The sequence below is a fragment of the Streptomyces sp. NBC_00358 genome, from assembly GCF_036099295.1.
Taxonomy (GTDB): Bacteria; Actinomycetota; Actinomycetes; order Streptomycetales; family Streptomycetaceae; genus Streptomyces.
On record NZ_CP107976.1, the window covers coordinates 4,910,741 to 4,922,018 of the forward strand.

Genomic DNA, 11,278 nt, shown 5'->3' on the forward strand with positions numbered 1-11,278 from the left:
CGGGTGGTGGGCGGCGGGCCGCCGGCCGCGATGGTCAAGACTTCGATCCCTTTCGGATCCCGTTCGGAAAGGTGCTGGACGACGGGGGACGCCCGGAAGGAGAGTGGCGGACATGAGCGATCACTCCGACGTGCCTGTCGCAGCCCATGAGCCCCCCTACTACGCCGCCGTGTTCACCTCCGTACGCAAGGAGGAGGACGGCGGGTACGGGGAGACCGCCGAGCGTATGGAGGAACTGGTGAAGGGGATCCCGGGCTATCTGGGGATGGATCACGCGCGGACACCGGGCGGACTGGCCATCACCGTCGGATACTTCCGGGACGAGGACGCCATCAAGGAGTGGAGTGCTCATGCCGAGCACCGGGCGGCACAGCGGCGCGGCCGCGCCGAGTGGTACGAGCGCTACACCCTGCACATCGCCAGGGTCGAGCGGAGCCATGGGTTCGAGCGTGTCGGCGACTGAGGGCGCGGCCGCGGCCGGCGCCGGGGAGCCCGACGGGGTGCAGGGCCGGACACGCCAGGACCCGTACGTCGAGGGGGCCGCGCAGGCGCGGGACGAGGCACGGGAAGTGCGCGCCTTCTGGGAGGGGCTCGGGCTGCCCGGACTCGTCGACGTCCACACGCACTTCATGCCCGAGCGGGTGCTGCGCAAGGTCTGGGACTACTTCGACGGGCTCGGTGAGCTCACCGGCGGCGTCGAGTGGCCGATCACCTATCGCGCGGACGAGGACGAACGACTGGCGCTGATCAGGGAGTTCGGGGTGCGCGCCTTCACGGCGATGCTCTACCCGCACAAGGCCGGCATGGCCGAGTGGCTCAACTCCTGGGCCGTCGACTTCGCCCGCCGGACCCCGGACTGCCTGCACACCTCCACCCTCTTCCCGGAGCCGGGCGTCGAGCGGTACGTGCGCGAGGCGGTGGAGGCGGGCACGCGGGTCTTCAAGGCCCATGTGCAGGTCGGGGCGTACGACCCGGGCGACGAACTCCTCGACCCGGTCTGGGGGTTGCTCGCCGAGGCGGGTGTGCCCATCGTGATCCACTGCGGATCGGGCCCCTCGCCCGGCAAGTACACCGGGCCCGGACCGGTCGCGGCCGTGCTCGGCCGGCATCCCCGGCTGCGGTTCGTCGTCGCGCACATGGGGATGCCCGAGTACGAGGACTTCCTCGGCCTCGCCGAACGGTACGAGGAGGTGCGGCTCGACACGACCATGGCGTTCACCGACTTCAGCGAGAGGCTCGCGCCGTTCCCGCCCGGACTGCTGCCCCGGCTCGCGGACCTCGGGGACCGGGTGCTCCTCGGCACCGACTTCCCGAACATCCCGTACCCGTACGTCCACCAGTTGCGCGCGCTGGAGAGGCTCGGACTGGGGGACGACTGGCTGCGGGCGGTCTGCTACGAGAACGGCGCACGCCTCTTCGGCCGCGGCTGACGTACCGCCCGCGCCGGGGAACCGCGTGGGCTTCCCAGGAGTTCCCTGAGAGGCGCCTGTGTGTTTCTCAGGGAATTCACAGCTTGCGGAAAGGATGCTCTCAGCGGCGCCCACCAAGGTGTCCGCTATGACCACGACCTCGCCCCAGGGGCGCACCGAACTGCTGAGGCCGGACGGGAGCCCCGTCCGGGTGCTTGTGGTGGACGACGAGCTGTCGATCACCGAGCTGCTGTCCATGGCCCTCCGCTACGAGGGCTGGCAGATCCGCAGCGCGGGTGACGGGACGGGCGCGGTGCAGACCGCGCGCGAGTTCCGTCCCGACGCCGTCGTTCTCGACATGATGCTGCCGGACATGGACGGGCTGACGGTGCTCGGCAGGCTCCGCCGGGAGCTGCCCGACGTCCCGGTGCTGTTCCTGACGGCGAAGGACGCGGTCGAGGACCGGATCGCGGGGCTCACCGCCGGCGGCGACGACTACGTCACCAAGCCGTTCAGCCTGGAGGAGGTCGTGGCCCGGCTGCGCGGTCTCATCCGGCGCTCGGGCGCGGCCGACCGGCGCTCCGAGTCCGTGCTCGTCGTCGGCGACCTCGCCCTGGACGAGGACAGCCACGAGGTGTCGCGGGGCGGTGACAACATCCACCTCACCGCGACCGAGTTCGAGCTGCTGCGCTTCCTGATGCGCAACCCGCGCCGGGTGCTGAGCAAGGCGCAGATACTCGACCGTGTGTGGTCGTATGACTTCGGTGGGCAGGCCAATGTGGTCGAGCTCTATATCTCGTATCTGCGGCGCAAGATCGACGCCGGCCGTGAGCCGATGATCCACACCCGGCGTGGGGCCGGGTATCTGATCAAGCCCGCCGTGTCATGAGCGGACGACGACGGCCGCGGGCGCAGAAGAGGCGAGGACGACAGCCGCGCACCCTGCGCACGCGGCTCGTCGTCTCGGCGGTCGCGCTCATCGCCGTGGTCTGCGCCGTGATCAGCACGGTGACGACCATCGCGCTGAGCCAGCACCTGTACGCGCAGCTACGATCCCAGATCACCGACGCGGGCGGACGGCTCTCGGGTCCCCCCGCGAACCTGCGGGGCGCGAACCCGGGCAACGGAAGCCAGGATCCCGGCAAGCCGAACGGCGACGGGGTGCCGAGCTCCGCCGACGGTTCCCCGAGCGGGGACCGGCTCGCCAATTTCGTCCATATCGGCGGGACGCAGACGAAGACCATAGCGGCCGAGATCGGCACCGACGGTGGAGTCGGCGAGGCTGTCGTCGCCGCGGAGGAGTCCAGCACCAGCACCGGATTCAAGGGGATGAAGGCGGTCCGGCTCACCGGTGCGCAGAAGTCCCGGCTCGCCTCCGTCGCCAAGGACGGCAGCGCGCACACCGTGGACATCCCGGGCCTGGGCGAGTACCGCGTCATGTACTTGACCGGCGTCCACGGCAGCTACTACGTCGCCCTGCCCACCGAGTCCGTCACGAACACCATCAACACCCTCATCCTCGTCGAGGTGAGCATCACCGGTGCCGGTCTCATCGCCGCCACCATCGCGGGCAGCGTGATCGTCGGCTTCGCCCTGCGCCCCCTGCGCAAGGTCGCCGCCACCGCCACCCGCGTCTCCGAACTCCCCCTGCACACCGGTGAGGTCACCCTCTACGAGCGGGTCCCCGAGTCCGAGTCCGATCCGCACACCGAGGTCGGGCAGGTCGGGGCGGCGCTGAACCGCATGCTCGACCACATCCACGGCGCGCTGCACGCGCGGCAGCAGAGCGAGATGCGCGTCCGGCAGTTCGTCGCGGACGCCAGCCACGAGCTGCGGACGCCGCTGGCCTCCATCCGCGGGTACGCGGAGCTGACCAGACGCGGCAGGGAAGAGACCGGGCCCGACACCCGGCACGCGCTCGGACGGATCGAGTCCGAGGCCAGCCGGATGACGGGGCTGGTCGAGGACCTGCTGCTGCTCGCGCGGCTCGACGCCGGACGGCCGTTGCAGTACGAGCAGACCGACCTCGTCCCCCTGGTGATCGACGCCGTGAGCGACGCGCGGGCCGCCGGGCGCGCGCACAACTGGCGGCTCGAACTGCCCGAGGAGCCCGCGCTGGTGTCGGCGGACGCCGCGCGCCTGCAACAGGTCATGGTCAACCTCTTCGCGAACGCCCGCACCCACACCCCGCCGGGGACGACCGTCACCGCACGGGTGCACCGGCACGGGCCGTGGCTGTGCGTGGACGTCCAGGACGACGGACCCGGCATTCCCGCCGAGCTGCTGCCCCGCGTCTTCGAGCGGTTCGCACGGGGCGACTCCTCGCGCTCGCGCTCCTCCGGCTCGACCGGTCTCGGGCTCGCCATCGTGCAGGCCGTGGCGGCCGCGCACGGCGGCGCGGTGACCGTGGACAGCGTCCCCGGCAGGACCGTGTTCACCCTGCATCTGCCCGCGCTCGCCCTCGAAACATCGTGGCAACCGCACTCACAGGCACAGCACAGCGCCACCACATGGGTGCAACAGGGCGCTTGACCAGAGTCGTTCCCATGCGAACCGACTCTTCTCCCGGCAATCTGCCGGCGCGGGAGCACCTCCCGGCCGGAGACGCCGGTACGCCTGTCCTGGACGTAGTGATCCCCGTCTACAACGAGGAGAAGGACCTCCAGCCATGTGTGCTCAGACTGCACGAGCACCTCAAGCGCACCTTCCCGTACGCGTTCCGCATCACGGTGGCGGACAACGCGTCCACGGACACCACTCCCCTGGTGGCGGCGCGGCTGGCGGCACAGATCCCGGAGGTCATGTCCTTCCGGCTGGAGCAGAAAGGCCGCGGCCGGGCGCTGCGGACCGTGTGGTCGGCGTCCGACGCGCCGGTCCTCGCGTACATGGACGTGGATCTGTCCACCGACCTGAACGCGCTGCTCCCGCTGGTGGCCCCGCTGATCTCCGGTCACTCGGACCTCGCGATCGGCTCGCGGCTGGCCCGCTCCTCGCGTGTGGTGCGGGGCGCCAAGCGGGAGTTCATCAGCCGCACGTACAACCTGATCCTGCGCGGTTCGCTCCAGGCCCGCTTCTCGGACGCGCAGTGCGGCTTCAAGGCGATCCGCCGTGATGTCGCCCAGGTGCTGCTGCCCCTGGTCGAGGACACCGGCTGGTTCTTCGACACCGAGATGCTGGTGCTGGCCGAACGGGCCGGGCTGCGCATCCACGAGGTTCCCGTCGACTGGGTCGACGACCCGGACTCGACCGTCCACATCGTGAAGACCGCGACGGACGACCTCAAGGGGGTGTGGCGGGTGGGACGGGCCCTCGCCACCGGTTCGCTGTCGCTCGACCGGCTCGCCCGGCCCTTCGGCGACGACCCGCGCGACCGCGAACTGACCGACGTACCCAAGGGCCTGGCCCGCCAGCTCGTCGGCTTCTGCGTCGTGGGCGGCCTGTCCACGCTCTTCTATCTGCTGCTCTACAGCGGCTTCCGCTCCTTCTCCGGGGCGCAGGTCGCCAACGCGCTCGCGCTGCTCGTCTCCGCGGTCGCCAACACGGCGGCCAACCGGCGGCTGACGTTCGGTGTACGCGGCCGGGGCGGCGCCGTCCGGCACCAGGCGCAGGGCCTGGTCGTCTTCGGCATCGGGCTCGCCCTGACCAGCGGCTCCCTCGCGGCCCTGAACGCCGGGACGAGCGATCCCGCGCACTCCACCGAACTGGCGGTGCTCATCGCCGCCAACCTCGCGGCGACCGTGCTGCGCTTCCTGCTCTTCCGCGCCTGGGTGTTCCCCGACCGGCAGGGCGAGACCCCGTCGCCGTTCCCGGCGGCGGCCTCGCACCAGCCCTGCCCGCCGCTCCCGCAGCGCCCGACGGCGCCCACGGCCCCGTACGACACCGCCTCGTACGACACGGCCCCGTACGACACGGCCCGGTTCCGCGCCGGTGAGGCCGCGGACGGCACCTGGCGGGATTCGACCATGCAGTTGCAGGCGGTGCGCCCGCACGATCACGATCCGAGGAACGCGCGATGACGACACAGCCCGACACGAGTGCCGGTACCGGCAGGAGCGACGGCACCGGCGCAGGCACGAGCCGCGGCTCCGGTCACGCCTGGGGGCCTTCCGCCTCGGCACCTCCCCCGGAGCAGATCCCGCCCGCCCCCGCCCCCGGGGCCGGTGAGCCCGAGCAGCCGTTCCTCCGGCGGGCCTGGAGAGGCCGGCCGGAGGACCCGCGCTGGGCGCGCCCCGCCTTCCTCGGTCTCCTGATCGCCACCGCGGTGCTGTACCTGTACGGACTGAGCGCCTCCGGGTACGCCAACTCCTTCTACTCCGCGGCCGTCCAGGCCGGCAGCCAGAGCTGGAAGGCCTTCTTCTTCGGCTCGCTCGACTCGGCCAACGCCATCACCGTCGACAAGCCCCCGGCCTCGCTGTGGCCGATGGCCCTGTCGGTACGGATCTTCGGTCTCGGCTCGTGGGCGATCCTCGTGCCCGAGGTGCTCATGGGCGTGGCCACCGTCGGCGTCCTGTACGCGGCCCTGCGCCGCCGGTTCAGCCCGGTGGCAGGCCTGATCGCGGGCGCGGTGCTCGCGCTCACTCCCGTCGCCGCGCTGATGTTCCGGTTCAACAACCCGGACGCGATGCTCGCGCTGCTCATGACCGTCACGGTCTACTGCGTGATCCGCGGCCTGGAGGACGGCCGGACGAAGTGGCTCGTGTGGGCGGGCGTCGCGGTCGGCTTCGCCTTCCTCGCCAAGACGCTCCAGGCCTTCCTGATCCTGCCGCCGCTGGCCGTGCTGTACGCGGTCTGCGCGCCGGTGGCGCTGCGCAAGCGGTTCGCGCAACTGGGTCTCTCCGCCCTCGCGATGGTCGTCGCCGGCGGCTGGTGGGTCGCGATCGTCGAACTGTGGCCCGCGTCCTCCCGCCCGTACATCGGCGGCTCGCAGAACAACTCCTTCCTGGAGCTGACCTTCGGCTACAACGGCCTCGGCCGGATCAACGGTGACGAGACCGGCAGTGTCGGCGGCGGGGGTGGCGGCGGTGGCACCGGGATGTGGGGCGAGACCGGCTGGAACCGGATGTTCAACTCCGAGATCGGCAGCCAGATCTCGTGGCTGCTCCCGGCGGCCCTGATCCTGCTGGTGGCCGGCATCGTCCTCACCTGGAAGGCGAAGCGGACCGACCTGGTGCGCGGTTCCTTCCTCGCCTGGGGCAGCTCGCTGCTGATGACCGCGCTGGTCTTCAGCTACATGGCCGGCATCTTCCACCAGTACTACACGGTGGCGCTGGCCCCCTACATCGCCGCCGTGGTCGGCATGGGCGCGACGGTGCTGTGGGAGGAGCGGGGCAAGGTGTGGGCGTCGCTCGCCCTCGCCGGTGCGGTCACCGCCTCCGCGGTCTGGGGGTACGTCCTTCTCAACCGCACCTCCGACTATCTCCCCTGGCTCAAGTGGCTGGTTCTCGTCGGCGGTCTGACCGGCGCGCTCGGCCTGATCCTCGCGGGCCGGCTGGGCCGCCGACTGGCCCTCGGGGCGGTCGCGTTGAGCTTCGTGTCCGCGGTCGCGGGACCGGCGGCGTACACGCTCTCCACGGTGAGCACCGGGCACACGGGTTCCATCGTGACCGCCGGCCCGGCCGGGGCGAGCATGATGGGCGGCCGGGGCGGTGGTCCCGGCGGTGGCGGTACGCGGGGCGGGTTCCCCGGTGGCGGCCAGAACCAGCAGAACGGCGGCACCGCGCGGAACGGGCAGCCGGGCGGCGGCATGGGGCAGCCCCCGACGGGCGGCACCGGTGGCTTCCCCGGCCGGAACCAGCAGGCCTCCGGCACCGCCTCCGCCCAGGGCCAGAACCAGCAGGGTGGTATGCCCGGCGGCGGTATGGGCGAGGGAGGTATGGGCGGCGGCGGTGCCGGAGGCCTGCTGAACGGCGCGACCGTCAGCTCCGCGGCCGGGACGCTGCTGTCGAAGAACGCGGAGCACTACACCTGGGCGGCCGCCGCGGTCGGTTCGCAGAACTCCGCGAGCTACCAACTGGCCACGGGCAAGCCGGTGATGGCGATCGGCGGCTTCAACGGCACCGACCCGTCCCCGACCCTGGCCCAGTTCAAGAAGTACGTGACGGACGGCAGGATCCACTACTTCATCTCGGGCGGCGGGATGGGCGGCGGCGGAAACTCCGGCACCACCTCCAGCTCCTCGCGGATCAGCTCGTGGGTCACGGCCAACTTCAAGAAGGTGACGGTGGGTTCGGCCACCTTCTACGACCTCACGCAGCCGAAGACCAGCGGCTGAGGGACGATCGGGCCCACCTGCCCAGGGCGGGCGGCGATCCGCGCACGGGTCGGGGCCGGGGTGGTCGACGGTCCGGTGGAAGGGCGGTGGCCCGGAGCGAGTTCGCTCCGGGCCACCGCCCTTCGCGGCGCCGCCCGGCGGCGTTGCTGCGGAGGGCGGGAGGGGCAGACTCCGCGGTGACAGTGACAGTGACAGTGACAGTGACAGTGGCGGTGGCTGTGGGAGGGCGGCCGGTATCCGGCGGGTGGTTCTCCGGGGAGGGCCCGCTTGGCATCATCGAGGAGGGCGGACCGGGGAGTTCCGGCCCGTTCCGGGGTTCGAGTTCCTAGGAAGGTGCGCCATGGTGAGGGCAGCCGACAGGGCGAAGCGACCGGAGCGGACCAGCGTCTGGCTGGAGGGCAGGGCACCCCGCGGCGGGGCGGCCCGGGGCGGTGGCCAGCCGTCCGGGCTCGACCGGGAGCGGATCACCGGGGCCACGGTGCGGCTGCTGGACGCGGAGGGCCTGGCGAGGTTCTCCATGCGGCGGCTGGCCGCGGAGCTGAACGTCACGGCGATGTCCGTGTACTGGTACGTCGATACCAAGGACGATCTGCTGGAGCTCGCGCTCGACGCCGTGTTCGGTGAACTGGAGCTTCCGGACGCCGAGTCGGAGGAAGGCTGGCGGGACCGGCTGCGGGCGCTGGCCGCCGGGTACCGGGCGCTGCTCGTGCGCCACCCGTGGGTGTCGACGCTGATCGGGAGCTTCCTGAACATCGGGCCGTGTTCCGCGGCGTTCTCGTTGCGCGTGCAGGAGGTGATCCGCGACACCGGGCTGCCGCCGCACGGGCAGATGGGGGCGATGTCGGCGGTGTTCCAGTTCGTGTACGGGTTCGGCACGATCGAGGGGCACTTCGTGCAGCGGTCCGCCTCGGCGGGGATGTCGCAGGACGAGTACTTCCGGCAGGCCATGAGCGCCATCGGTGAACAGCCCCGGTTCGCGGCGCACTTCGAGAACGCGGCGGACCTCATGGAGGCGCGGGGCGGGGACACCGTCTCGGAGATGCGGGAGCGGGACTTCTCGTTCGCCCTGGAGCTGCTGGTCGCGGGCATCGAGGCGATGGTGGCACGGGGCTGACCCCGTGCCGCGGGAGATTCCGGCCCCTCGGCTAGTCCTGGGGGGCCAGATGGGCCGGGAAGCCGCCGGTCGCCACCGGGCCCCAGCGGGTCGGGGTGATCCGGATGATCGACTTGGCCTGCTTGCGCATCGCCTCGCGGTACTCGTCCCAGTCGGGGTGCTCACCGGCGATGTTCCGGTAGTACTCGACGAGCGGCTCGACGGAGTCGGGGGAGTCGAGGACCTCGGCGGTGCCGTCGATCTGGACCCAGGGGCCGTTCCACTCGTCGCTGAGGACGATCAGGGCGACCCGTTCGTCCCGCTTGGCGTTGCGGGTCTTGGCACGCTCGGGGTACGTCGACACGACGATGCGGCCCGAGTCGTCGACACCGCAGGTCAGCGGGGAGCCCTGGGGGCCGCCGTCGGCGCGGCGGGTGAGCAGGACGGCCCGGTGGCGGGGGCGCACGAAGTCCAGCAACTCGTCCAGGGAGACAGCGGTGTTCGTCGCGATGTTGGGTGCCATGCGATCAGCCTAAGGGCTGTCCCGTACTCCCCGGTGGATCAGCGCGCGGCGCCGGATGCGGTGCATCGCAAGGCGGAGGGTCGTCCTCACACTGGGCGTATTCGGGCGATCCGACAACGCGGCGTGGGGGTCCCCCTGCTCGAAGAGCTTGGGGGAGTGCCGTGGCTGTCGTTGCGCGCCCGCCGGGGATTACGGGACAGCCCTGGGCCGCGCGGCTCCCGAACGCCCGCGGGGTGGGCCGGTGGGCGTAGCGGACCTCATCGGAGCGGCTAAAGTGCTCTTCGTCCTGTGCTCGCAGTCGGGAATGTGCTGCGGAGCTCTCCTGCGCATGGCCGTTTGGCCGTGCATGCCGAAGAGGTTCGTGGTGGCTGCGTCCGAGTTTTCCGAATTGTCTCGTTTCGCTACGGGTTTTGAGCTGGCTGAAAGCCTCACGGCCGCCGCTCAGCAGCTCCACGAGACATCGAGTCCCCATGCCACCCTGCGCACCGCCGTGCGGCTGGCGGTGCGTCTCCTGCCGGGGGCCGAGCACGCCGGGATCTCGGTCATCGAGCACAAGGCCCACCGGCAGACCCTGGCCTGGACGCACGAAATCGTCCGCACCGCCGACACCCTGAACGCGGGCCGTGAGCATCACCCGTACTGGAACCGGCTGTGGACCGCGCCGGTGGCCCGGATCGAGGACAGCGCCTCGGCGGACGGGGACGGGGATCTCGCGCTGTCGGGCCTGGGGCTGCGGTCGGTGCTGTCGCTGCGGTTGCGCGCCGACCGGCGCCGGCTGACCGTCCTGACGGCGTACGCGCCTGGGCCGCGTGCCTTCGACGAGTCGGCCACCCGGACAGGCCGGCTGTTCACCGCCCACGTCGGCATCGCGCTGGACTCGGCGACCCTGCGCGAACAGCTCACCGAGGCCATGCGCACCCGGGATCTGATCGGACAGGCCACGGGCATCCTGATGGAGCGCCTCGACATCGACGCGTCCGAGGCCTTCGACAGCCTGGTCCGGACCTCCCAGCGGGAGAACGTCAAACTCCGCGACCTGGCCCGGCGGATCACCCACGCCGACGAGAGCGACGAGGGCGAGTAGGGCCAGGGACGCGCGTGGGGGGAGTACGGCGTGCGCTCACGCGGCCGGCAGCGACTCCCCCTGCACCGCCTGGATGTCCAGCTCCACCTTCAGCGTCGTACCGATGGCGGAGATGCCCGCCTGGACGACCTGGTTGTAGTGCAGGGCGAAGTCCTCGCGGTGGAGTTCGGTGGTCGCGCGGAACGCGGCCCGGGTGCCGCCCCAGGGGTCGGCGCCGGTGCCGAGGTAGGCGAGGTCGAGGCCGACGGGTCGTACGACACCGTGCAGGGTGAGCTCGCCGTGCACGGTCCACCGGTCGGGGCCGGCCGGTGTCAGGTCCGTCGAGCGGTAGGTGAGCAGCGGGTACTTCTCCACGTCCAGGAAGTCCGGGGACCTCAGATGCCCGTCGCGCACACCGTTGCCGGTGTCGATGGAGACGGCCGTGATCGTCGCCTCGACGCGGGACTTGGCCACCTCGTCGGGGGCGATCTCGATGCGGCCCGCGAAGTCCGTGAACCGGCCGTGCACGCTGGAGATCCCCAGGTGCTGGGCGACCACGCCGATCGACGAGTGCGCCGGGTCGATGGTCCACGGTCCGGGCGGGGGCAGCTCGGTGCCGCCCCGGCGGGCCAGGGTCACCTGGCCGACCTCGGCACGGCCGGCCGCCGTGACGATCGCGCCGGCCGCGGCGGGCGCGTACCCGAGCGCGGTCACGATCACCGTGTAGGCGCCCGGCGCGAGGCCCGTGGTGTCGTGCACGGTCCCGTCGGCGTCCGCCTCGGCCCGCAGCACCTGCGCGCCGGCCGAGTCGGTCAGCGTGACGACCGCGTGCGACACGGCCCAGCCGTCCCGCGTACGGATCTTCGCGGTCAGTCCCATGGCAGTTACTCCTTGCGATGAAGCAAATGAAAACCGGCCC

The 11,278-nt window shown here is 71.5% G+C and carries 10 protein-coding genes; 8 read left to right on the forward strand and 2 right to left on the reverse strand.

What is annotated here, in order from left to right:
- The first annotated feature begins 112 nt into the window (after positions 1-112).
- From OHT01_RS20765 to OHT01_RS20795, 7 genes are all read left to right on the forward strand, one after another.
- Positions 113-463 carry an antibiotic biosynthesis monooxygenase family protein gene (locus OHT01_RS20765; RefSeq protein ID WP_328554633.1) on the forward strand — a complete coding sequence of 117 codons (351 nt, stop codon included), beginning with the start codon at positions 113-115 and terminating at the stop codon, positions 461-463.
- The gene (locus OHT01_RS20770) at positions 438-1,430 is read left to right on the forward strand and encodes an amidohydrolase family protein (RefSeq protein WP_443043418.1); all 993 of its coding nucleotides are present in this window, start codon (positions 438-440) and stop codon (positions 1,428-1,430) included. Before OHT01_RS20765 ends, OHT01_RS20770 begins: the two co-directional genes overlap by 26 nt.
- A gap of 127 nt (positions 1,431-1,557) precedes the next feature.
- Positions 1,558-2,298, forward strand: coding sequence for a response regulator transcription factor (locus OHT01_RS20775; protein ID WP_328554635.1), 741 nt, complete (start codon positions 1,558-1,560; stop codon positions 2,296-2,298).
- The gene (locus tag OHT01_RS20780; protein WP_328554636.1) at positions 2,295-3,941 is read left to right on the forward strand and encodes a HAMP domain-containing sensor histidine kinase; all 1,647 of its coding nucleotides are present in this window, start codon (positions 2,295-2,297) and stop codon (positions 3,939-3,941) included. Before OHT01_RS20775 ends, OHT01_RS20780 begins: the two co-directional genes overlap by 4 nt.
- 14 nt (positions 3,942-3,955) lie before the next feature.
- The gene (locus OHT01_RS20785) at positions 3,956-5,425 is read left to right on the forward strand and encodes a bifunctional glycosyltransferase family 2/GtrA family protein (protein ID WP_328554637.1); all 1,470 of its coding nucleotides are present in this window, start codon (positions 3,956-3,958) and stop codon (positions 5,423-5,425) included.
- On the forward strand, positions 5,422-7,680 hold the full coding sequence (locus OHT01_RS20790; RefSeq protein ID WP_328554638.1) for an ArnT family glycosyltransferase: 2,259 nt from the start codon (positions 5,422-5,424) through the stop codon (positions 7,678-7,680). Before OHT01_RS20785 ends, OHT01_RS20790 begins: the two co-directional genes overlap by 4 nt.
- Before the next feature lie 340 nt (positions 7,681-8,020).
- A complete protein-coding gene (locus tag OHT01_RS20795) occupies positions 8,021-8,794 on the forward strand; it encodes a TetR/AcrR family transcriptional regulator (protein ID WP_328554639.1) in 774 nt (257 codons plus the stop codon).
- A 31-nt stretch (positions 8,795-8,825) separates the two neighbouring features.
- On the opposite strand, the gene OHT01_RS20800 is transcribed toward OHT01_RS20795, so the two are convergent.
- Positions 8,826-9,296: a PPOX class F420-dependent oxidoreductase gene (locus OHT01_RS20800; RefSeq protein WP_328554640.1), complete on the reverse strand. Its 471-nt coding sequence runs from the start codon at positions 9,294-9,296 to the stop codon at positions 8,826-8,828.
- Between the two features lie 346 nt (positions 9,297-9,642).
- Between OHT01_RS20800 and OHT01_RS20805 the strand changes: the two genes are divergently transcribed.
- A complete protein-coding gene (locus tag OHT01_RS20805; RefSeq protein ID WP_328558194.1) occupies positions 9,643-10,380 on the forward strand; it encodes an ANTAR domain-containing protein in 738 nt (245 codons plus the stop codon).
- A 36-nt stretch (positions 10,381-10,416) separates the two neighbouring features.
- Here OHT01_RS20805 and OHT01_RS20810 read toward each other — a convergent pair whose 3' ends face one another.
- Positions 10,417-11,238: a YceI family protein gene (locus OHT01_RS20810; protein ID WP_328554641.1), complete on the reverse strand. Its 822-nt coding sequence runs from the start codon at positions 11,236-11,238 to the stop codon at positions 10,417-10,419.
- Between the last annotated feature and the right edge of the window lie 40 nt (positions 11,239-11,278).

Excerpts from the sequence above, each read along its gene's own strand:
- OHT01_RS20765 (WP_328554633.1), top strand. The coding sequence starts at position 113 with ATGAGCGATCACTCCGACGTGCCTGTCGCAGCCCATGAGCCCCCCTAC.
- OHT01_RS20770 (WP_443043418.1), top strand. The coding sequence starts at position 438 with ATGGGTTCGAGCGTGTCGGCGACTGAGGGCGCGGCCGCGGCCGGCGCC.
- OHT01_RS20805 (WP_328558194.1), top strand. The coding sequence starts at position 9,643 with ATGCCGAAGAGGTTCGTGGTGGCTGCGTCCGAGTTTTCCGAATTGTCT.
- OHT01_RS20780 (WP_328554636.1), top strand. The coding sequence starts at position 2,295 with ATGAGCGGACGACGACGGCCGCGGGCGCAGAAGAGGCGAGGACGACAG.
- OHT01_RS20800 (WP_328554640.1), bottom strand. The coding sequence starts at position 9,296 with ATGGCACCCAACATCGCGACGAACACCGCTGTCTCCCTGGACGAGTTG.
- OHT01_RS20785 (WP_328554637.1), top strand. The coding sequence starts at position 3,956 with ATGCGAACCGACTCTTCTCCCGGCAATCTGCCGGCGCGGGAGCACCTC.
- OHT01_RS20775 (WP_328554635.1), top strand. The coding sequence starts at position 1,558 with ATGACCACGACCTCGCCCCAGGGGCGCACCGAACTGCTGAGGCCGGAC.
- OHT01_RS20795 (WP_328554639.1), top strand. The coding sequence starts at position 8,021 with ATGGTGAGGGCAGCCGACAGGGCGAAGCGACCGGAGCGGACCAGCGTC.
- OHT01_RS20790 (WP_328554638.1), top strand. The coding sequence starts at position 5,422 with ATGACGACACAGCCCGACACGAGTGCCGGTACCGGCAGGAGCGACGGC.
- OHT01_RS20810 (WP_328554641.1), bottom strand. The coding sequence starts at position 11,238 with ATGGGACTGACCGCGAAGATCCGTACGCGGGACGGCTGGGCCGTGTCG.